Annotated in this window: 18 protein-coding genes, 1 other RNA gene and 1 pseudogene; 11 read left to right on the top strand and 9 right to left on the bottom strand. The window is 65.5% G+C overall.

Features of this window, described 5'->3' with window-relative positions:
- The first annotated feature begins 21 nt into the window (after positions 1-21).
- From hrpB to BM374_RS13550, 3 genes are all read left to right on the top strand, one after another.
- Positions 22-2,496: an ATP-dependent helicase HrpB gene (gene hrpB, locus BM374_RS13560; protein ID WP_177248277.1), complete on the top strand. Its 2,475-nt coding sequence runs from the start codon at positions 22-24 to the stop codon at positions 2,494-2,496.
- A 118-nt stretch (positions 2,497-2,614) separates the two neighbouring features.
- The gene (locus tag BM374_RS13555) at positions 2,615-3,127 is read left to right on the top strand and encodes a TIGR02281 family clan AA aspartic protease (RefSeq protein WP_177248276.1); all 513 of its coding nucleotides are present in this window, start codon (positions 2,615-2,617) and stop codon (positions 3,125-3,127) included.
- Between the two features lie 180 nt (positions 3,128-3,307).
- Positions 3,308-4,807: a phosphomannomutase/phosphoglucomutase gene (locus BM374_RS13550; protein ID WP_092292796.1), complete on the top strand. Its 1,500-nt coding sequence runs from the start codon at positions 3,308-3,310 to the stop codon at positions 4,805-4,807.
- A gap of 162 nt (positions 4,808-4,969) precedes the next feature.
- Here the strand turns inward: BM374_RS13550 and BM374_RS13545 are convergent, their stop codons facing one another.
- The 5 genes and pseudogenes from BM374_RS13545 to BM374_RS13525 all read right to left on the bottom strand — a co-directional run bounded on the left by BM374_RS13545 (position 4,970) and on the right by BM374_RS13525 (position 8,881).
- Complete coding sequence (locus BM374_RS13545) at positions 4,970-5,479, bottom strand: Lrp/AsnC family transcriptional regulator (RefSeq protein WP_092292794.1); 510 nt, start codon at positions 5,477-5,479, stop codon at positions 4,970-4,972.
- A gap of 97 nt (positions 5,480-5,576) precedes the next feature.
- A pseudogene (locus BM374_RS13540) lies at positions 5,577-6,501 on the bottom strand (sugar kinase).
- Positions 6,502-6,509: 8 nt separating this feature from the next.
- Positions 6,510-7,448, bottom strand: coding sequence for an NAD(+) diphosphatase (gene nudC / locus BM374_RS13535; RefSeq protein ID WP_092292792.1), 939 nt, complete (start codon positions 7,446-7,448; stop codon positions 6,510-6,512).
- An 11-nt stretch (positions 7,449-7,459) separates the two neighbouring features.
- Complete coding sequence (locus tag BM374_RS13530) at positions 7,460-7,879, bottom strand: HIT domain-containing protein (protein WP_092292790.1); 420 nt, start codon at positions 7,877-7,879, stop codon at positions 7,460-7,462.
- Positions 7,880-8,125: 246 nt separating this feature from the next.
- Positions 8,126-8,881: an SDR family NAD(P)-dependent oxidoreductase gene (locus BM374_RS13525; RefSeq protein WP_092292788.1), complete on the bottom strand. Its 756-nt coding sequence runs from the start codon at positions 8,879-8,881 to the stop codon at positions 8,126-8,128.
- A 246-nt stretch (positions 8,882-9,127) separates the two neighbouring features.
- On the opposite strand from BM374_RS13525, the gene ffs reads away from it, so the two are divergent.
- The 5 genes from ffs to BM374_RS13500 all read left to right on the top strand — a co-directional run bounded on the left by ffs (position 9,128) and on the right by BM374_RS13500 (position 12,623).
- An RNA gene (ffs, locus tag BM374_RS13520) (signal recognition particle sRNA small type) lies at positions 9,128-9,224 on the top strand.
- Positions 9,225-9,318: 94 nt separating this feature from the next.
- Complete coding sequence (locus BM374_RS13515) at positions 9,319-11,151, top strand: DNA polymerase III subunit gamma/tau (protein WP_092292786.1); 1,833 nt, start codon at positions 9,319-9,321, stop codon at positions 11,149-11,151.
- Positions 11,152-11,176: 25 nt separating this feature from the next.
- Positions 11,177-11,497: a YbaB/EbfC family nucleoid-associated protein gene (locus BM374_RS13510; RefSeq protein WP_092292784.1), complete on the top strand. Its 321-nt coding sequence runs from the start codon at positions 11,177-11,179 to the stop codon at positions 11,495-11,497.
- 1 nt (position 11,498) lies between these two features.
- Complete coding sequence (gene recR / locus BM374_RS13505) at positions 11,499-12,101, top strand: recombination mediator RecR (protein ID WP_092292781.1); 603 nt, start codon at positions 11,499-11,501, stop codon at positions 12,099-12,101.
- 87 nt (positions 12,102-12,188) lie between these two features.
- Positions 12,189-12,623: a hypothetical protein gene (locus BM374_RS13500; RefSeq protein WP_092292779.1), complete on the top strand. Its 435-nt coding sequence runs from the start codon at positions 12,189-12,191 to the stop codon at positions 12,621-12,623.
- A 125-nt stretch (positions 12,624-12,748) separates the two neighbouring features.
- Here the strand turns inward: BM374_RS13500 and BM374_RS13495 are convergent, their stop codons facing one another.
- Both BM374_RS13495 and BM374_RS13490 read right to left on the bottom strand, forming a co-directional pair.
- Entirely contained in the window at positions 12,749-14,113 is a 1,365-nt protein-coding gene (locus BM374_RS13495) for an AmpG family muropeptide MFS transporter (protein WP_092292777.1), read from the bottom strand.
- Positions 14,114-14,302: 189 nt separating this feature from the next.
- Positions 14,303-15,502 (bottom strand): DNA recombination protein RmuC, encoded by a 1,200-nt coding sequence (locus BM374_RS13490; protein ID WP_092292775.1) that lies wholly within the window; start codon positions 15,500-15,502, stop codon positions 14,303-14,305.
- A gap of 172 nt (positions 15,503-15,674) precedes the next feature.
- On the opposite strand from BM374_RS13490, the gene def reads away from it, so the two are divergent.
- The 3 genes from def (at position 15,675) to truA (ending at position 18,093) form a co-directional block, all read left to right on the top strand.
- Entirely contained in the window at positions 15,675-16,199 is a 525-nt protein-coding gene (def, locus tag BM374_RS13485; protein ID WP_092292773.1) for a peptide deformylase, read from the top strand.
- Positions 16,200-16,420: 221 nt separating this feature from the next.
- Positions 16,421-17,356, top strand: coding sequence for a methionyl-tRNA formyltransferase (gene fmt / locus BM374_RS13480; RefSeq protein WP_092292771.1), 936 nt, complete (start codon positions 16,421-16,423; stop codon positions 17,354-17,356).
- Positions 17,356-18,093 carry a tRNA pseudouridine(38-40) synthase TruA gene (gene truA, locus BM374_RS13475; RefSeq protein ID WP_092292769.1) on the top strand — a complete coding sequence of 246 codons (738 nt, stop codon included), beginning with the start codon at positions 17,356-17,358 and terminating at the stop codon, positions 18,091-18,093. The genes fmt and truA overlap by 1 nt, the downstream gene beginning before the upstream one ends.
- A 157-nt stretch (positions 18,094-18,250) precedes the next feature.
- Here truA and dapE read toward each other — a convergent pair whose 3' ends face one another.
- Together dapE and BM374_RS13465 are read right to left on the bottom strand one after the other, a co-directional pair.
- Positions 18,251-19,417: a succinyl-diaminopimelate desuccinylase gene (dapE, locus tag BM374_RS13470; RefSeq protein ID WP_092292767.1), complete on the bottom strand. Its 1,167-nt coding sequence runs from the start codon at positions 19,415-19,417 to the stop codon at positions 18,251-18,253.
- The gene (locus BM374_RS13465; protein ID WP_092292765.1) at positions 19,414-20,007 is read right to left on the bottom strand and encodes a DUF805 domain-containing protein; all 594 of its coding nucleotides are present in this window, start codon (positions 20,005-20,007) and stop codon (positions 19,414-19,416) included. The genes dapE and BM374_RS13465 overlap by 4 nt, the downstream gene beginning before the upstream one ends.
- Positions 20,008-20,140 lie beyond the last annotated feature (133 nt).

Here is a 20,140-nt window from a genome sequence, read left to right as displayed (position 1 = left end):
GGCATGACGAGTGGATAGCCCTTGCCCCGCACCTTCGACACGCCCCTCCCGATCGATGCCGTGCTCGACGACCTCTCGCGCACGCTGGAGGCGCACAACGCGGCCGTGCTGGTCGCTCCTCCGGGCGCCGGCAAGACCACGCGGGTGCCGCTGGCGCTGCTCGATGCGCCCTGGGCCAAAGGCAGAAAGATCATCGTGCTGGAGCCACGGCGCATTGCGGCGCGCGCGAGTGCCGACCGCATGGCCAAGACGCTTGGCGAGCGTGCCGGGGACACCGTCGGCTACCGCGTCCGCTTCGGCTCGAAGATCTCGCGCGCCACGCGCATCGAGATGGTGACCGAGGGGATTTTCACCCGCCAAATCCTCGACGATCCCGAGCTCTCCGGTGTTGCCGCCATCCTGTTCGACGAATTCCACGAGCGCTCGCTCGACGCCGATCTGGGTCTGGCGCTGGCGCGCGATGCGCAACTCGGCCTGCGCGAGGACCTGCGCATCCTCGTGATGTCGGCCACGCTCGACGGTGCCCGCGTCGCCAAGCTGCTGGGCGATGCCCCGGTCGTCGAGAGTGAGGGCCGCGCCTTTCCCGTCGAAACGCGCTATCTCGGCCGCAAGGCGGATTCGCCGATCGAGCGGCAGATGGCGGATGCGATCGCGTCCGCGCTCCGTGCCGACAGTGGTTCTGTGCTGGCGTTTCTGCCGGGCGCTGCGGAAATCCGCCGCACCCAGAATTTTCTCAGCGAGCGCGTGCAGGACGCCGGCATTGAAATCGTGCCGCTGTTCGGCGCGCTCGACGCCGCCGTGCAGGACCGAGCGATCTCGCCTGCGCCGAAGGGCATGCGCAAAGTCGTGCTGGCGACCTCGATCGCCGAGACGTCGCTCACCATCGAAGGCGTGCGCATCGTCGTCGATTCCGGTCTCGCCCGCGTGCCGCGCTACGAGCCCGACATCGGCTTGACGCGGCTGGAGACCGTGCGCGCGGCGCGTGCGGCAGTCGACCAGCGCCGCGGCCGCGCCGGCCGTACCGAGCCCGGCGTCTGCTATCGGCTCTGGGACGAGCCGCAGACGGCTTCGCTCGCGCCTTACACGCAACCTGAAATCCTGAGCGCCGACCTCTCCTCGCTGGTGCTCGATCTCGCCCAATGGGGCGTTGCCGATCCCGCCGCGTTGTCATTCCTCGATCCACCGCCGCAGCCGGCCTGGAAGGAAGCCAAGAACTTGCTCGGCGAGCTCAACGCGCTCGACGGCGATGGGCGCATCACGGCGGAAGGCAAGAGCCTGCGCGCGCTGGCGCTGCCGCCGCGGCTGGCCCGCATGATCGTGGATTCGCATCGCGCAGGCTGCGGCGAAGACGCGGCCGAGATCGCCGCTGTCATCACCGAGCGCGGGCTTGGCGGCGACAGCGTCGATCTCGAGCACCGGCGCGACCAGTTCCGCCGGGACCGCTCGCCGCGGGCGGCGAGTGCGCGCGATCTCGCTCGACGCTGGGCCTCGCAGGTCGCAGCGTCCGAGAAGCCGGGACCGCAGGAGAATCTCTCGACCGGCCTGATGCTCGCTTATGCCTTCCCGGACCGCGTCGCGCGCAACCGCGGCAACGGCAGTTTCGTGCTCGCCAATGGCCGCGGCGCCGCCGTGGAGCAGACCTCCTCGCTCGCGCGCGCACCCTATGTCGCGATCGGCGAGATGACCGGCACGGCCGCGAGCGGCCGCATCCTGCTCGCCGCACAGATCGCCGAGGACGACATCGAGCGGCATTTTGCCGAGCACATCGGGAGCGTCGACGAGATCTCGTTCGACCGCAGCGCGATGGCGCTGCGCGCGCGTCGCAAGCGCGTGCTGCACGCGATCACGCTGTCCGAGGCGACGCTTCCTGTGTCTCCCTCGGAGGACACTGCGCGCATCTTCGCCGACGGGCTGATCGCCGCCGGCCTCGACCGCCTGCCCTGGTCGAAGGCCGCCAAACAATGGCGCGACCGTGTGATGTTCTTGCGCAAGGCCGAGGGCGAGAGCTGGCCCGATCTCTCCGACGATGGCCTGATCGCGAGGCGCGACGATTGGTTGGTGCCTGCTCTCTACGACAAGATCGCGCTGAAGGACGTCACCGCCGGCGATCTCTCCGATGCGCTGATGGCGCTATTGCCCTGGGAGATGCGCGCGCGGCTCGACCGCGAGGCGCCCACGCATTTCGAGGCGCCGACGGGGAGCGTGCTCGCGATCGATTACGAGGCGGAGCAGGGGCCGACCATTGCGGTGCGGTTGCAGGAACTGTTCGGGCTCAACACTCATCCCTCGATCGCTGCCGGCAAGGTGCCGCTGGTGCTCGAATTGCTCTCGCCGGCGCAGCGCCCGGTGCAGGTGACGCGTGACCTCCCCGGCTTCTGGCGCGGCAGCTACGCCGCTGTCCGTTCCGATCTGCGCGGCCGCTATCCGCGCCACCCCTGGCCGGATGATCCGGCGAGCGCGGTGCCGACCCGGCGGGCTAAGCCGCGCGGCACCTGACGCCGCATTAACCGTCCGCTCATCCTTTTCGTCAAAATAGCACCGGCTCCGCCGCGGTTCGCTCGCGGACAGACGTGCCGCGTGATGAAATCGAGCTCTCCGGCTCGGAAGTGGTGTGATGCGTAACATTATGATCTTCGCGGCCATCATGATCGCCCTCGGCACCTTCATGGCGCAGATGGCGGACAGGATGAGCTCCGCGTCCGCCACCTCAGTGCCTCATCCGACGGTGGCGGTTGCGACGATGGCGCCGGCCGGCGGCCGCAGCCTCAACATTCCCCGCGACGTGCGCGGCCACTTCCAGACCGAAGGCCGCATCGACGGCCAGCGCATCGGCTTCATGGTCGACACCGGCGCCTCCGTGGTGGCGCTGAACGAGACCTCGGCGGCGCGCTTCGGCCTGCGTCCCTCGCGCAGCGAATACAATGCCCCGGTCACCACCGCGAACGGCACCATCAAGGCAGCGCGCGCCCGCATCGCCATGCTTGATGTCGGCGGCCTCATCGTGCGCGATGTCGATGCCATGGTGCTCCCCGACGCTGCGCTGTCGGAGAACCTGCTCGGCCTCTCCTTCCTGTCGCGTCTCAAGCGTTTTGAATACGCCAACGGTCAGATGGTGCTGGAGCAGTAGGTTCGGGCGGATAGCGTCTGGATATATTCGATATTGCCCTGTCGAGCCTGTGGCAGATAACGTTTTTCCGTTACCAAACTGCCGCAATTATTGACCATAAGCCTTCATTCCCGCCTTCCGCTGCGTCCTGGCATTCGCTAAGGCTGCATCAAATCCGCCATTTTTCACGAGACCGCCTCAATGTTCCCCAAGCCGAAATCCGTCTTGTCGCCCAACACCTACGCCTTCGAATCCGAGCCGATGGTGAAGCCCACGGGTTTTCGCGAGTACGACGCGCGCTGGTTGTTCCAGAAGGAAATCAACCTGATGGGGGTGCAGGCGCTCGGCATGGGGCTCGGCGCGCTGATCGCCGAGCTCGGCGTCCGCCAGGAGATCGTCACCGGCCACGATTTCCGCGGCTATTCGGCCTCGATCAAATATGCGCTGATCTCCGGCCTGATGGCCGCGGGGTGCAAGGTGCACGACATCGGCCTTGCGGTGACGCCGATGGCCTATTTCGCGCAGTTCGACCTCGACGTACCCGCTGTCGCCATGGTGACCGCTTCGCACAACGACAATGGCTGGACCGGCGTGAAGATGGGCGCCAATCGTCCGCTGACCTTCGGCCCCGACGAGATGACGCGGCTGAAGGAGATCGTGCTCAATGCCGAGTTCAAGAACAAGGCGGGCGGCTCCTACCAGTTCCACGAGAACTATCCGGCGCGCTACATCGCCGATCTCACCAACCGTCCGAAGCTCAAGCGCAAGCTCAAGGTCGTCGCCGCCTGCGGCAACGGCACCGCCGGCGCGTTCGCGCCGCAGGTGCTGGAGGCGATCGGCTGCGAAGTGATTCCCCTCGACGCCGAGCTCGACCACACCTTCCCGAAATACAATCCGAATCCGGAAGATATGGAGATGCTGCACGCGATCCGCGACGCGGTGCTGCATCACAAGGCCGATGTCGGCCTCGGCTTCGACGGCGACGGCGATCGCTGCGGCGTCGTCGACAACACCGGCGAGGAGATCTTCGCCGACAAGGTCGGCGTCATGCTGGCGCGCGACATGTCGGCGATCCACAAGGACGCGCAGTTCATCGTCGATGTGAAGTCGACCGGCCTGTTCGTCACCGATCCCGTCCTGCAGAAGCAGGGCGCCAAGACCGCCTATTGGAAGACCGGCCATTCCTACATGAAGCGCCGCACCAATGAGACCGGTGCGCTCGCGGGCTTCGAGAAATCAGGCCATTTCTTCTTCAACAAGCCCTATGGCCGCGGCTATGACGATGGCCTGGTGTCGGCGCTCGCCATCTGCGACATGCTCGACCGCGCGCCGGGCAAGTCGATGGCCGACCTGAAGGATGCGCTGCCGAAAACCTGGTCGTCGCCGACCATGTCGCCGCATTGCGCCGACGAAGTGAAGTACGGCGTGATCGACAAGGTGGTGAAGCATTTTGAGAGCGAGCAAGCCAAGGGCGCGAAGATCGGCGGCCAGGCGATCCGCGATCTCGTCACCGTCAATGGCGTGCGCGTCACGGTCGAGGACGGCAGCTGGGGCCTGGTGCGCGCCTCCTCGAACAAGCCCGAGCTCGTTGTCGTGGTCGAGAGCCCGGTTTCCGAGCAGCGCATGCACGACATGTTCGAGATGGTGAACAGCGTGCTGCGTAACCATCCCGAGGTCGGCGAGTACAATCAGAAGATTTGAGGTGAGATCAGGGGAGCGCGCCTCGTGCCTTGTCCTCCGCTGTCATGCCCCGGCTTGACCGGGGCATCCAGCACGCCGAGGCCTCTCGGCTCAACAACGGCCGTCTCTGGAATACTGGATCGCCCGCTTTCGCGGGCGATGACAGTTTCGGTGTGGTGAGACCTACGCCGCCATCACCGCCGGGATCGGCAGCGCGGTCACCGACTTGATCTTCTCCATCGCGAAGCGCGAGGTGACGTTCTTCAGCGGCACGGCTGCGATCAGCTTCTTGTAGAAGACGTCGTAGGCCTGCATATCCGCGACCACGACGCGCAGCATATAATCGACGTCGCCGGCCATGCGGTAGAACTCCATCACCTCGGGCATGGCGCTGACCGCCTCGGCGAATTTCTTGAGCCAGGCGTCGGAATGATCGGAACTCTCCACCGACACGAATACGGAGATACCGAGCCCGATCTTGTTCTGGTCGACCAGCGCCACCCGCTTGAGGATCACGCCGTCAGCCTCCAGGCGCTGGATGCGCTTCCAGCAGGGCGTCGAGGACAGGCCGACACGGTCGCCGATTTCGGCAACCGACAGCGAGGCATCCTCCTGGAGTACCATCAGGATCTTACGGTCGATCGCATCGAGGCGGCGGCTGGTCTCGGGGATCTGGACGGCGGCATCGGTCATCTGAAGAACTTTGTTCCAATATATGGGTTCGTTTCAGTCATATAGAGAAAAATCTTCTCCCGCAAGTCCATTATCTCGGCGCGTCGGCGGAATGGCTTTAGAGCCTGTCTCGTAAAAACCATTCAACTTCAATGCGTTGCGGGGCGGCGAGGCCACCTCCGTGGCGGGCGCACTTTAAAGCTGCTGCGGCCGCGGCGAATCGCAGCGCCTCCCGCACCCCCATTGCCCTCGGCGAACCGAAGCGCGAAGGCGCCGTGGAAGACGTCGCCGGCCCCGAGCGTATCGACCGCCTCGACCGGGAAGGCCGGGGTCTCTTCCAGCTTGCCCGTCTCGTTCAGCCAGATCGTCCCGCGGGGGCCTCGGGTGGCGGCGAGGAAGGCCGGGGTCAGCGTAGCCAAGCCCTTCAAGGCGTCGGCGTCGTCGGCGATGCCGGCGGTCTCCTGCACCTGCTCGCTCGCAAACAGCAGATGCGAGGCGGCCGTGAGCAGGCTGTCGGTCGGCGCCATCGCACGATCGACGCCGACGATCACGGGAATGCCACGCCGGCGCGCCTCGGTGCAAAGATCGATGCAAAAAGCGCCGCAGCGGCTTTCGACGAGCACGGCCTGACAATCGGCGAGGAGTTCGTCTGCAGCTGGCAGGTGCACGCTCCACAGCGTGGGATCACGATAGATCGTCAGCGTTCGTTCGCCTGATGCGTCGATGATGATTGCGGAGACCGGCGTGGCCGCGCCCGCCACGCGCGCGATGTGTGTGGTCTCAATGCCCTCGGCAGCCATCCGCTCGAGAATGAAATTGCTCGACGTCTCCCTCGCATCGCCCATCGGCCCGGCAAACGCGACGCGCCCGCCGAGCCGCGCGATGGCGATCGCGGCATTGAGCGCGTTGCCGCCGCAGATCTCGGCCATATGCGTCGCATTTGCCTTGCTGCCGCGCGCCGGCACGGTCTCGACCCGAAAGGTGAGGTCGCGCACAGGCATGCCGACGCAGAGGATGCGCGGCGCGATCCCGGACGGCGCCATTGGCATCCCTAGCTCTTGTCGTGCACCCAGCGGCCAAGCAGATGATGTGCAATGGCGAAGGGATGCGGGCCGGCGAGTCCGTCGGGATGGGTCCGTTTCAGCATCAGTGCCGCCTCCTCGCGCGAGAACCAGCGGGCATCTTCCAGCTCCATGCGATCGACGACGATGTCCTCGGTCACGGCCCGCGCGCTGCACCCGATCATCAGGGATGACGGATAGGGCCAGGGCTGCGTCATGTAGTACTGCACGTCGGTGCACCGAATGCCCGACTCTTCCAGGATCTCGCGACGCACTGCGTCTTCGATGGTTTCGGCAGCCTCGACGAAGCCGGCGAGGCAGGAATACATGCCCGGCGGAAACTGCTTCTGGCGGCCGAGCAGGCATTTGTCGCCCGAGGCCACCAGCATGATCACGACCGGGTCCGTGCGCGGAAAATGCTCGGCCTTGCAGGCCGGGCAGTCGCGTTTCCAGCCACCTTCCTTCATCGCGGTACGCGTGCCGCAATTGGCGCAATAACCGTGGCGCTGATGCCAGCTGACCATCGATTTCGCCATTGCGATCGCCGAGAGTTCGGCGGGCGGGATCGCGCCCTGCATCGCCATGCCGCGCAGTTCGGTGAGGGTGTAGTCCTCGCGGCCGATCAGTTTTTCGGCGGCGGCCTGGGCGAGACCCATGCCGAATACTGCCGCGCCCTCGCGCAGGCCGAGGAAGATCGTGCCGGGATTGGCGCCGCATTTCACGGCTTCGTCAATCGAGAGCAGCGCGCGCACCTTGTCGCCCTCGCGCTTCACGAGCAGCGAGTCGCGGTAGACGACGTAGGCACGCGACGACGGCTTCTGCTCCATCGCGAACAGTTTTTCGTCGTCGCGGCGCAGATGCGCGGCGCGATCGAGGATGTTGGTGACGAAGGCCGGTTGCCCCAGCGGAAACGAGTCGAATGCTGACATTTCTTGTTCTTTCAACCCAGCCAGATTTTTCGGCGAAGCGCGCTGATGAAATTCTGAACCTCGCTCGCGTCATGCGCCAGCGGCGGCATCACGCCCCAGACCGGCCGCGGCCAGGCGGCGTCGCTGGTGCGGCGCGCGATGATGTGGACGTGAAGCTGCGGCACGAGATTGCCGAGCGCCGCGACATTGAGCTTGTCGCATTTGGTGATCTCCTTCAGCGCGCGCGAGACGCGGGAGATCTCCGTCATCAGTTGCGCCTGCTGCACTTCGTCGAGGTCGATGATCTCGACTGCGTCCACCCGCCGCGGCACCAGCAGCAGCCAGGGATAGTGCGCGTCCTTGATCACCAGCACCTTCGACAGCGGCAGATCGCCGATGTCGATGGTGTCCTCTTTCAGGCGGGAGTGCAGCGACCAGACGGGATCGGACATATGGGTTTCCGGATGGCCCGATGGGAGCGGGCATGTTGGGCTCCGACCATACGATACCGATTCCCCGAGGGGAAGGATCGTGCCCCGCTGTCACCGCATACACGGTCGTCGTCCCGGACAAGCGCGCCTCAAGCGCGCGCCGAATTGCTTCCGAATCGCTTCGAGATGTCGAGCAACGCCAGGCCGGCCGATCGCGCCGTCGCTCGACGTCAGCTCGAGCAGCACGCGCTTAGACGGTTGCTTCGCTCATATCAGGCCTCCGTTGACGTGCCAGACCTGGCCGGTGATGTAGGATGCTTTCGGGGATGCCAGGAAGGCGATGATTTCGGCGACCTCCTCTGGTCGGCCGCGGCGACGCATCGGGATCAGCGCCTCGGTCGCCGCGATTTGATCCGGCGATAGCCGGCTCTCGCTCGGCTTGTCCTTGATGATGAGGCCGGGCGAAACCGCGTTGACGGTAATGCCGTCCTTCGCGAGCTCCATCCCGGTGAGTCTCACCAATGCTTCCAGCGCGGAGCGGCTCGCGGGGGTTGCAGCGAACGGCGCGAATTCGGGCCGGATCGCATGCGCGACGAAGGAGGACACCGCCACGATGCGCGGATCTTGCGCCGTGCGCAGCAGCGGAAGCGCGGCCTCGACCATGCGTGTGAAGGCCAGCGCCGATTCGTCCATCGCCTGTCGGAACTGATCCGCCGGCGTGCCGATGGCGCTGCCGCGGCGGGCGTGGCCGCCGATGAGGATCAATCCGTCGAGCCGGCCGAAGGCGGCTTGCGCCGCAGCGATGGCATCGGTGACGGCTGCTGCCTCGGCGAGATCGCCGAGGCACTTCGCGACCACTGCGCCCTTCGCTTCGGCCTCCGTCGCGGTGGCGTCGAGACCTTCAGCGTTCGCGCGCGTGTGCAAGAGAAGCGCGATGCCGGGTGCGGCAAGCAGTTTCGCGGTGGCGCGGCCGATTCCGCTGGCGGCGCCGGTGACGAGATAGACACGGTTGAGATCGGACATCAGGGTGCTGCGGTGGCCGACGGCAGGGCGCCGGTGTGGACATGGCCGAGGAAGGCGCGCCTCGCGGACTCCTGCGGATCATGCCCGGATGGAGTTCCAGCTGCCGTTCTTAGCAAGGTGGTCCCACCAGCGAAAGCACGGCCTCTCGGCTGGCAGATCCGGATATGCCCGGAGACCGGGCAAACTCGATCCGTTTGAGCCGATACCCGCTTGCTTTCCGCTCCCTTTAGCCCCAAATAGGGACCGGGAGATTGGCGGTGGACGAGCCACTCGCCAACCGGGTCAGGTCCGGAAGGAAGCAGCCCTAACGAGGTCCGGATCGGGTCGCTCGTCAGTCTCCTACCTGTTTTTCCGAGCGAACCAGCGCCGGCGGCCTGCCGCCCGCGCGCTCCTTTCCGCAAAAGCCGGCCGAGAGAGAATTCATTGCGGATCGACCAATGACCGACGCTGGCGCCCCTCAAAATGCTGACAGCGCCGGCAATGCGCCCTACCGAGTGCTGGCGCGCAAATACCGCCCCTCAAGCTTCGACGATCTGATCGGCCAGGAGGCTGTGGTCCGCACCGTCTCCAATGCGTTCGAGACCGGACGGATTCCGCAGGCCTGGATTCTCACCGGCGTCCGCGGTGTCGGCAAGACCACTACCGCGCGTATCCTCGCCCGTGCACTCAACTATGAGATGCCGGACGGGTCGGTGAAGGGGCCGACCATCCACATGCCGGCGCTGGGCGTGCATTGCCAGGCGATCATGGAAAGCCGGCACATGGACGTGCTGGAGATGGACGCCGCCTCACATACCGGTGTCGACGACGTCCGCCAGATCAATGACAGCGTGCGCTACGCGCCAGCTAGCGCCCGCTACAAGGTCTACATCATCGACGAAGTCCACATGCTGTCGACGGCGGCGTTCAACGCTTTCCTGAAGACGCTGGAGGAACCGCCGGAGCACGCCAAGTTCGTGTTCGCGACGACCGAGATCCGCAAGGTTCCGGTCACTGTGCTGTCGCGCTGCCAGCGTTTCGACCTTCGGCGCGTCGAGGCCGACGTGCTGATGAAGCACCTCGCCAACGTCGCCGCGAAGGAAAGCGTCGAGATCGAGCCGGAAGCCCTTGGCATCATCGCGCGCGCGGCGGAAGGCTCGGTGCGCGATTCGCTGTCGCTGCTCGACCAGGCGATCGCGCATGCGGCGGGGCAGGTGAAGGCTGATGCGGTCAGGCAGATGCTGGGCCTCGCCGACCGCACCCGCGTCATCGATCTGTTCGAGTCGCTGGCGCGCGGCGACATCGCCGCGGCCTTCAAGGAGTTCCGCGACCAATACGATGTCGGCGCCGATCCGATCGTCGTGCTGTCCGATCTCGCCGAGTTCGTCAATTTCGTCACCCGCGTGAAGATCGTGCCTGCGACGGCCGACAACGTCGCCTATGGCGAGACCGAGCGCGTGCGCGCCAAGGAATTCGCCGCGAAGATCTCGATGCGTGTGCTGTCGCGGATGTGGCAGATGCTGCTCAAGGGCATCACCGAAGTGCAGGCCGCAACGCGCCCCGCCGCGGCCGCCGAGATGGTGCTGGTGCGCATCGCCTATGTCGCCGATGTTCCGACGCCCGATGAAGCGATCCGGATGCTGGAGCAGAACGGCGGCGGCTCGCCGGTCGTGAGCGGAGGCGGTGCGGCACGCAGTAACGCGCCGTCTGCGCCGCTGGCCTCTGCGGCATCCGTTACCTCCGCTGCGCCGGTCCGCATGCCGACGTCAGCGCCATCAGCGTTCGGCGGCGGCGCCCGGCCGCAGATGGCGGCGCCTGCGCCAGATCCGCAAGGTGCGGCTCCCCAGCTGCGCATCACGAGCTTCACCCAGCTCGTCGCGCTTGCCGGGCAGAAGCGCGATCTCTTGACCAAGGGCGCGCTCGAAGGCGACATGCGCCTCGTCCGTTTCGATGAGGGCCGGTTGGAAGTCGCGCTCGAGCCCAACGCCTCCAAGACCATGATCTCGGAGCTTGCGAAGAAGTTCGAGTTGTGGACCGGCCGGCGCTGGACCGTGATCGTCTCCAACGAGCAGGGCCAGCCGACGCTGCGCTCGGTGAACCAGGCGGCCAAGCAGGAACATGCGCGTGCGGCGGAAGCCGATCCACGCGTGCAGGAGGTGCTGTTGCGCTTCCCAGGTGCAAAGGTCGTCGAGGTCCGCAGGCTTGCCCCCGAGACGCCGGAATCCAATATTAACGCGGACTATGGCAGCGACGATCCGATCGACGGTTCCGACGGCGACGACGATCTCTGAGCCACTCTTTCCAAGGACGATACCCATGGCTGATTTTCTCGGCATGATGAAGCAGGCGGCGCAGCTGCAATCCAAGATGCAGGAGATGCAGGAGCAGCTCGCCAACGTGGAGGTCGAAGGCATCTCCGGTGGCGGTCTCGTTACCGTGCGCATGACCGCGAAGATGGACGTCAAGGGCGTCAAGATCGATCCTTCGTTGATGAAGGCCGAAGAACGCGAGGTGCTGGAAGATCTGCTCGTGACTGCGCTCGGCGATGCCCGCCGCAAGGCGGAGACGGCGATGCAGGAGAAGATGCAGTCGCTCACCGGCGGCCTCGGGCTGCCGCCGGGGCTGTTCGGCCAGTAACATGGGCGCGGTTGCAGGTCCTGAGATCGAGCGGCTGGTCCAGCTTCTCGCACGGTTGCCGGGCCTCGGTCCGCGCTCCGCACGGCGTGCAGCGCTGCATCTGATCAAGAAGCGCGAAGCGCTGATGATGCCGCTGTCCTCTGCCTTGCAGGTCGCGCTCGACAAGGTCCAGGTTTGCAAGACCTGCGGCAATATCGACACGCAAAATCCCTGCACCGTCTGCACCGATCCGAAGCGTGACCCCGCGATCATCGTCGTCGTCGCCGACGTCGCCGATCTCTGGGCGCTCGAGCGGGCCAATGCGACGCAAGGGCGCTACCACGTACTGGGCGCGACGCTGTCGCCGCTCGACGGCGTCGGCCCGCAGGATCTCACCATCGACGCGCTGGTCGCGCGCGCCCATGCGGCCGAGGTGCACGAGATCATCCTGGCGCTGAATGCGACCGTCGACGGCCAGACCACGGCGCATTACATCACCGACCTGCTTCAGGACGCCAGCGTCAAAGTAACCCGATTGGCCCACGGCGTGCCTGTCGGTGGCGAGCTTGATTATCTCGACGAGGGCACGCTATCGGCCGCGATGCGGCAGCGGACCCTGTTCTAGAGCGTTTTCGAGCGAAGTGGATACCGGTTCGCGTGAAGAAAACGCGTCAAAGCAAGAATCTCCATCCAGACTTACGGAACTGACGACATGACGAAACTCTTCGCCACGCGCTGCGCTTTGGTCGCGACGATGCTGCTGCTGGTGCCCCCGGCGATCGCCGCGCAGCAGGACGACCAGGCGCCGCCGCCCCCGAAGCCCGGCAAGCCGATCAGCGCTGGCGAGGTGCTCTCGGGCGAGCTGAACGCCATGAAGATTCGCGACGTCAAGAATGCTGGCAAGCGCATTGCGATGTACCAGATCACCTCCGAGCCGCGCCGCCTGCCGCCGCCGAGCGGGCTTTGCGATCTCGAAACCGGGCCCGAGACGTTCCAGCTCGTCACCTCCAGCGACGCACAGGCCTCGCAGCTGAAATCGTTCGTCGGCAAGGAGATCTCGGTCAAGGTCGACGAGATCACCTGCGCCAGCGATCCCGGCCAGATGAGCGAAGCCGTGGTGACGAAGTGGAGTCTGGTGAAGAAGTAAGAGGCGGCAGGCGAGGTGCCGTAGTGCCGTAGGGTGGGTTAGCCGAAGGCGTAACCCACCACTTCTGAACTCCGCGGAGATAGGCGTTGGTGGGTTACGCTACGCTAACCCACCCTACTTCAGCGTCATACCCTCACCGGTCCCAACGCCTCGAAATGCCCGCGCTTCTGCAGCCAGGTCAGCAGCACCAGGCTCGGAATCGCCACCAGCACACAGATCACGAAGAACAATGGCCAGCCGGTTGCACTGGCGACGAAGCCGGCGCCTGACGACAGATATGTCCGCCCGACGGCCGCAAGTGCGGTGAGCAGTGCATATTGCGTCGCGGTGTGCAGCGGATTCTGGCACAGTGCGGAGAGATAGGCGACGAAGATCACGGTGCCGATCGCGCTGGTGAAATTCTCCGCGCAGATGGCGAGCGCCAGCGCCCATTGATTGGTGCCGACCACCGCGAGCCAGGAGAAGGTGAGGTTCGCCAGCGCCTGCACCATCCCGCCGATCCAGAGCGAGGTCGCCAGCGAATAGCGCCGCGCGACAAAGCCGCCCGCAAAGCCGCCGATCAGCGTCGCCGCAAGGCCGACCCCCTTCACGATTGCCGCATAATCATTGCGGGTGAAGCCGAGGTCGATCACGAAAGGTGCTGTCATCGTTCCCGAGAAGGCGTCGGTGAATTTGAACAGCACGACGAAGGCGAGCGCGGCGATCGCATCCTTGCGCGACAGGAACTCCGAGAAGGCACCGATTGCCGCGTGCAGCACGCGCGTGAACGCGGTCTCCTCATGTGTCGCGGCTTCTGCCCTCACTGATTTTTCGGGCTCGGTCGCGATCAGCGCCGTGATCGTCCCGATCAGCACCATCGCCGCCATCACCACATAGCCCCACATCCAGGCCGAGGTGCGAGCAAGGCCGGTGCTCTCGAAGCCCGAGACGATGAACAGCGCTCCCGCAGTCGAGACCAGCATGCCGACGCGATAGGCCGCGACGTAAGCCGCCATACCGGCGGCCTGCTCGCTCTCGGGCAGGCTCTCGACGCGGAAGGCATCGACCACGATGTCCTGGGTCGACGACGTCGTCGCCACCAAGAGCGCGCCGAGCGCGACATAGAACGGTGAGCGCGCCGGATCGGTCATCGCCAGCAGCACGATCGCGATGATCAGCAGTATCTGCGAGAACAGCAGCCAGCCGCGCCGCCGCCCGAAGGCGCGGGTGAACAGCGGCACATGCAGTGCATCCACCAGCGGCGCCCACAGAAACTTCAACGTGTAGGGCGTGCCGACCAGTGCAAACAGCCCGATGGTCTTGAGGTCGACCCCCGCCTCGCGCATCCACACCAGCAGCGTCGAGCCCGACAGCGCCAGCGGCAGCCCCGAGGAGAAGCCGAGGAACAGCACGATCAGCACCCGAGGTTGCAGGTAAACAGCCAGGCTGTCGCGCCAGGAGGTCGCGGGGGCATCGGTGCCAGCGGGCGAGGTCGCGTCGGGTGCTGTCATGGGGAGGTGTTAGCAGATTCTGGGCGAAAAGACTCGCGGGAGCCGTGTGGCCGGAATGCCTTCGGCACGCTCGGTGTCATCGTCCGCGAAGGCGGACGATCCAGTAATCACCAGCGCCTCGGCTCAACAACGACTGTCACGGCGTACTGGATACCCCGCCTTCGCGGGGTATGACAGTGTGCCTCAATCTCACTCCCCCGCCTGGAGCTTCCGCGGAAACAGCTCCGGTGCTCCCGATACCAGCCGCGGGCCGTCCGCCGGGGTGTCGGTCTTGCTGAAATCGAGCTCCTCGATCCGGCCTGCGCGCTTTTCGATCTTGTCGGCGGAGATCAGGATCTGGCGAACGTCCTCGTTCGCGTCGGCAAAATGCTTCTGGAGCTTCAGTACGCGCTCGCGCAGGCGGCCCAGATCGTCGCCGAGCTTGATCACTTCGGTCTGGATCAGGTCGGCGGCGTCACGCATGCGCGCATCCTTCATGATCTGCTGCATCACCTGGATTGCGAGCATCAGCAGCGAGGGCGACACCAGCACGACGCGGGCGCGATAGGCCTTCTGGATCACGTCGTCGAAACCGTCATGGATCTCGGCGTAGACCGATTCCGACGGCACGAACATCAGCGCCATCTCCTGGGTCTCGCCGGTGACGAGGTATTTTTCAGCGATGTCGCTGACATGCTTCAGCACGTCGCCGCGCAGCCGCTGCGTGGCAAGGCGCTTCTCCTCGTCGGTGCGCGCGTCGTGCAGCGCGGTCATCGCCTCCAGCGGAAACTTTGCGTCGATACAGAGCGGGCGCTGGTCCGGCAGGAACACGACGCAGTCCGGCCGCTTTCCGGTCGAGAGCGTGAACTGGAATTCGTAGGAGCCTTTGGGAAGACCGTCCTGGACGATCGCCTCCATCCGCGCCTGGCCGAAGGCGCCGCGCGACTGCTTGTTGGCGAGCACGTCGCGGAGTGTCGTCACCTGGGTGGTGAGGTCCGTGAGGTTCTTGTGCGCGCTGTCGATGATGCCGAGCCGCTCATGCAGCGCGCGCAGGCTCTCCATGGTGTTGCGGGTCGAATGTTCCATGGACTGGCCGACCCGATGGGTCACCGAATCCAGCCGCTCGTTGACGGCCCGCGCCATCTCGGCCTGCCGGCCGGCCAGGGCCTGGGTCATGGCATCGACCCGGCCGGACGCTTCGCTCTGGGCGCGCAGCACCTGGGCGAGCCGCTCCTCCAGTTCGTCGGCCCGGATCGCGCTCGCAATCGCGAGTTCCGCGCCGCGCCGCCCGGATCGCGCGATCACGATCGCAATCACCACCAGCAGGATGAGGACGAGGGCGCCGAAGCCGATCAGCGCATCGATTGTGCGCACCGGCCAGTCGCCCAGCATGAAAATGATCTCGTTCATGGCTGCCCTTCTAGCCGATTCGGCGACCAAGGGCGAACGAAGGGAGAACAATCCCGGTGAACGGTCCCCTCATTTTTATGGTTAATGAAAGCTGAAGTTTTATGGTTAGCGAACCGTTAACGCGTTCCCGGCCGCATTGACCGCTTGTCGCGCGCGGCTTAAATCGCCCGCCATGGCCCTCAGAGAAATCATCATCCTGCCCGACAAGCAGCTGCGTCTGGTCTCCAAGCCGATCGAGAAGGTCACGTCGGAGATCCGCAAGCTTGCCGACGACATGTTCGAGACCATGTATGACGCGCCCGGCATTGGCCTCGCCGCGATCCAGATCGCGCAGCCGCTGCGGCTGATCACCATGGACCTCGCCAAGCCCAATCAGGACGGCGAGACCAAGCCGGAACCGCGTGTCTTCATCAATCCGGAGATCCTCGCCTCGTCCGAGGAGCTCTCCACTTACGAGGAAGGCTGCCTGTCGATCCCCGAATATTACGAGGAGGTCGAGCGGCCTGCGAAGGTGCGCGTGCGCTTCACCGATCTCGACGGCAAGGTGCACGAAGAGGACGCCGAAGGCCTCTACGCCACCTGCATCCAGCACGAGATCGACCATCTCAACGGCGTGCTGTTCGTCGACTATCTGTCCAAGCTCAAGCGCGACCGCGTGATCAAGAAGTTCGAGAAAGCCGCCAAGCGCGCGGAGTGACTCAATTGTAACCGACTGGTGTTGCCCCACACCCCCCCCTGCGCTCCCTCCCCCCTTGTGGGGGAGGGTGGGGGAGAGGGGTAACCCAGCAAAAGGTGCTCCCGATTCTCGGAGCGCCAACAACAAAGCGCCCGCGCTCAAGCCGAGACAGCGCGTCGTGTGGCACCCCTCTCCCTGACCCTCCCCCACAAGGGGGAAGGGAACGTACCTGAGTGCTTGTCATGTCCCTCCGCCTGATCTTCATGGGCACGCCCGATTTCTCGGTGCCGACGCTGCTTGAGCTGGTCGCCCATGGCCACGAGATCGTGGCCGTCTATACCCGTGCGCCGAAGCCCGGCGGACGGCGCGGGCTGCAGATGCAGCCGACGCCGGTCGAAGAGGCCGCGCGAAAACTCGGCGTGCCCGTGCTGACGCCGAAGACGTTGAAGACGCAGGAAGCGCTCGATGAGTTCAGGTCCTTTGAGGCCGACGCGGCCGTCGTCGTCGCCTACGGCATGATCCTGCCGCAGGCGATCCTCGATGCGCCCAAACTCGGCTGCTACAATCTGCACGCCTCGCTCTTGCCGCGCTGGCGCGGCGCAGCCCCGATCAACCGCGCGATCATGGCCGGTGATGCCGAGAGCGGCGTGATGGTGATGAAGATGGATGTCGGTCTCGACACCGGCGACGTCGCCATGGCCGAGCGTCTTGCGATATCGGACACCATGACCGCACTCGATCTGCATGATCGGCTGTCTCGCCTCGGCGCCGATCTGATGGTGCGCGCGATGGCCGCGCTCGATCGCGGCGGGCTCCAGCTCAAGAAGCAGAGCGAGGACGGCGTCACCTATGCGGCCAAGATCGACAAGGCCGAGGCGCGAATCGATTGGAGCAAGCCCGCGCACGCGGTGCTGCGCCACATTCACGGCCTGTCGCCGTTTCCCGGCGCATGGGCCGAACTATCGGATGTCAGCGAAAATGCGCGTATCAAAATCCTGCGCTGCGAGCTCGCCAAGGGCACGGGCGCCCCGGGCGAGGTGCTCGACAGCCAGCTCACCATCGCCTGCGGTGAGGGCGCGATCCGCATCCTCGAGCTCCAGCGCGAGGGCAAGGCGCGGATGCAGGCCAGCGACTTCCTGCGTGGCGTCCCTGTGAAGCCGCCGATGCGGCTTTCCTGATGCCCCGCTACAAGCTCACCATCGAATATGACGGCGCGCCGTTCTTCGGCTGGCAGGTGCAGGACACGCTGCCGTCGGTGCAGGGGGCACTGGAAGCGGCCGTGAAGGCGATGACCGGCGCCGATCTGCGGGTGCACGGCGCCGGTCGCACCGATGCCGGCGTGCATGCGCGCGGCCAGGTCGCGCATGTCGATGTCGAGAAGCAGTTTCCGCCGGGGCGGTTTCGTGATGGCCTGAACGCGCATCTGCGCCCGCATCCGATCGCGGTGCTCGAGGCGGAGATCGTGCCTGATACATTCGAAGCGCGCTTCTCTGCGGTGAAGCGCCACTATCGCTACCGCGTCATCAACACCCGCGCCAATCTCGCGCTCGACGTCGGCCACGCCTGGCGCGTGCCGCGCAAGCTCGATGCCGATGCGATGCATGCGGCGGCACAGCGCCTGCTCGGCAAGCACGACTTCACCACCTTCCGCGACACCGAGTGCCAGGCCAAATCGCCGGAGAAGACGCTCGACCAGCTCGACGTGACGCGCGACGGCCGCGAGATCATCATCGTCACCTCGGCGCGCTCCTTCCTGCACAGCCAGGTCCGCTCGATGGTGGGATCGCTGGTTTGGGTCGGCGAAGGTCGCTGGACCGCAGACGATCTCTCCGCAGCACTCGCCGCCCGCAACCGCGCCGCCTGCGGCATCGTCGCGCCGCCGGAGGGGCTGTATCTGATGAAGGTGGATTATTAGAGAGGTGGGAGCTCACGCCCCATGATCGGTGTCATGCCCCGCGAAGGCGGGCATCCAGTATTCCGCGGCCTCTCGGCTCTATCACTGCTGTCTCGGAGTACTGGATCGCCCGGTCAAGCCGGGCGATGACAGCGGTGGTTGAGGCGGCGGCAGCGCTTCACCCAAAATATCTTGTCAAAATCCCGCGATAAACCTTCGTCAGCTTCTCCAGATCCGTCACCGGCACGCGCTCATCGACCTGGTGCATCGTCTGGCCCACCAGGCCGAACTCGATCACCGGGCAATAGCTGGAGATGAAGCGCGCATCGGAGGTGCCGCCTGAGGTCGACAGTTCCGGCTTGCGGCCGGTGACGTCCTCGATCGCCGACACCGCGAGGTCGGTGAACGGACCCGGCTTGGTCACGAACACGTTCGAGTTCGACGGCTCCCAGACGATGCGGGCCTTGATGCGGTTGCCGCAGGCTTTTGCGAGGCGCGTCTCGACCAGCTCGCGGAGGCTCGCTTGCGTGTGATTGTCGTTGTAGCGGATGTTGAACCTGGCGCGGGCCTCGCCGGGGATGACGTTGAAGGCCTTGTTGCCGACGTCGACCGAGACGAATTCGAGATTGGAAGCCTGGAACTGCGCGCTGCCATGGTCGAGCGGCTCGTCGCTGATTGCCACGATCAGCCGCGAAATGTCCGGCACCGGATTGGCCGCACGATGCGGATAGGCAACGTGCCCCTGCACGCCCTCGACATACAGCGTGCCTGACTGCGAGCCGCGGCGGCCGACCTTGATGGTGTCGCCGAGCGTCTCGACATTGGAGGGCTCGCCCAGCACGCAATGATCGAATTTCTCGCCGCGCTCGGCGGCCCATTTCAACAGCTTGATGGTGCCGTTGATGGAGACGTCTTCCTCGTCGCCGGTGATCAGGAACGAGATCGAGCCTTTGCCATCCGCGCGCGGCTTGCCGCCATTCGCCGCGAGATGCTCCAGCACCGCGGCGACCGAGCAGGCGATGCCGCCCTTCATGTCGACCGCACCGCGGCCGTGCAGGAAGCCGTCTTTCACCTCGCCGGAGAACGCGCCGACGCTCCAGGCGCTCTCGTCGCCCGGCGGCACCACGTCGGTGTGACCGGCGAAGGTGATGTGCGGGCCTTCCGTGCCGATCCGCGCATAGAGGTTGTCAACGTCGGCGGTGCCTTCCTCGCTGAAGGTCACGCGGTGACAGGTGAAGCCGGCTGCGTTCAAGGCGTTTTCAAGCACGCCGAGGGCGCCGGCGTCTTGAGGGGTTACCGAGGGGCAGCGGATGAGGTCGCGGGCAATGGAGAGAGCATCGGTCATGCCTCCGGCTTAACACGCCATTGCGGCGGCGGGCCAGCCTTCTGCGTGGGCACTTCGAGCTCGTGCTGCTGATCCCAACCCGGCCTGCCCGTGGGCGAGACGTAGAGCGGATCGGCGCCGAAGCGGTTGGTCTTCCTCGAGCCGCGGAAGAACAGCAGTTCAATCCCGCCCCAGGTCGCGAGCACGAACGAGATCAGGGCCAATGTGAAGCCGACGTAGTCGTTGCCGATCCGGTCCACGAACTGGTTGATCAGCCCGGGGAGGACGAAAAAGGGCAGCACCCACCAGGCGCTCTTGTCGCGGTCATGCAGCCGCTTGATGGACGTTGCGGCGAACACCCACGCGAACAGCGGCGTGCCGATCAGCTTGGCCAGGGCCAGCGGAAGGTCGGCGCGCGACAGCTTGCGATAGGTGTCGGGATCGACGGCCTTGAAGATGTCGTTGACGGAGAAGCCGAACGAGCGGGCGCCGAGCGCCGCCACGATGGCCGCCAGGAAGATCATCCAGCAGACGATGATGAGACCGGCCAGCCAATATTTGGCGCGATTGATGCGGCCCTCGAAGCGGAAGAGATACCAGGTCCAGTCCATGCGAAAGGCTCCGGGCGGCAGGAGGCGCCCGGGAATTGGTCGCGATGAGGGGAGAGAGGGTTCGATGCGTCGCCGAACCCGTCATCCCCGCGTAACGGCGAAGCCGTTATCGCTGGAGGTGCGAGGTCTGCGG

The organism is Bradyrhizobium sp. Ghvi (assembly GCF_900115265.1).
In the GTDB taxonomy this organism is placed as follows: domain Bacteria; phylum Pseudomonadota; class Alphaproteobacteria; order Rhizobiales; family Xanthobacteraceae; genus Bradyrhizobium.
Note: the sequence above shows the minus strand (reverse complement) of the source record. Positions and strands in the feature narration are given on the sequence as shown.

Coding starts and splice junctions, on each gene's coding strand:
- BM374_RS13515 (WP_092292786.1), top strand. CDS start 9,319: ATGACCGACGCTGGCGCCCCTCAAAATGCTGACAGCGCCGGCAATGCG.
- nudC (WP_092292792.1), bottom strand. CDS start 7,448: ATGTCAGCATTCGACTCGTTTCCGCTGGGGCAACCGGCCTTCGTCACC.
- BM374_RS13555 (WP_177248276.1), top strand. CDS start 2,615: ATGCGTAACATTATGATCTTCGCGGCCATCATGATCGCCCTCGGCACC.
- truA (WP_092292769.1), top strand. CDS start 17,356: ATGCCCCGCTACAAGCTCACCATCGAATATGACGGCGCGCCGTTCTTC.
- BM374_RS13545 (WP_092292794.1), bottom strand. CDS start 5,479: ATGACCGATGCCGCCGTCCAGATCCCCGAGACCAGCCGCCGCCTCGAT.
- recR (WP_092292781.1), top strand. CDS start 11,499: ATGGGCGCGGTTGCAGGTCCTGAGATCGAGCGGCTGGTCCAGCTTCTC.
- BM374_RS13550 (WP_092292796.1), top strand. CDS start 3,308: ATGTTCCCCAAGCCGAAATCCGTCTTGTCGCCCAACACCTACGCCTTC.
- fmt (WP_092292771.1), top strand. CDS start 16,421: ATGTCCCTCCGCCTGATCTTCATGGGCACGCCCGATTTCTCGGTGCCG.
- dapE (WP_092292767.1), bottom strand. CDS start 19,417: ATGACCGATGCTCTCTCCATTGCCCGCGACCTCATCCGCTGCCCCTCG.
- BM374_RS13495 (WP_092292777.1), bottom strand. CDS start 14,113: ATGACAGCACCCGACGCGACCTCGCCCGCTGGCACCGATGCCCCCGCG.
- def (WP_092292773.1), top strand. CDS start 15,675: ATGGCCCTCAGAGAAATCATCATCCTGCCCGACAAGCAGCTGCGTCTG.
- BM374_RS13510 (WP_092292784.1), top strand. CDS start 11,177: ATGGCTGATTTTCTCGGCATGATGAAGCAGGCGGCGCAGCTGCAATCC.
- BM374_RS13465 (WP_092292765.1), bottom strand. CDS start 20,007: ATGGACTGGACCTGGTATCTCTTCCGCTTCGAGGGCCGCATCAATCGC.
- BM374_RS13500 (WP_092292779.1), top strand. CDS start 12,189: ATGACGAAACTCTTCGCCACGCGCTGCGCTTTGGTCGCGACGATGCTG.
- BM374_RS13525 (WP_092292788.1), bottom strand. CDS start 8,881: ATGTCCGATCTCAACCGTGTCTATCTCGTCACCGGCGCCGCCAGCGGA.
- BM374_RS13530 (WP_092292790.1), bottom strand. CDS start 7,879: ATGTCCGATCCCGTCTGGTCGCTGCACTCCCGCCTGAAAGAGGACACC.
- BM374_RS13490 (WP_092292775.1), bottom strand. CDS start 15,502: ATGAACGAGATCATTTTCATGCTGGGCGACTGGCCGGTGCGCACAATC.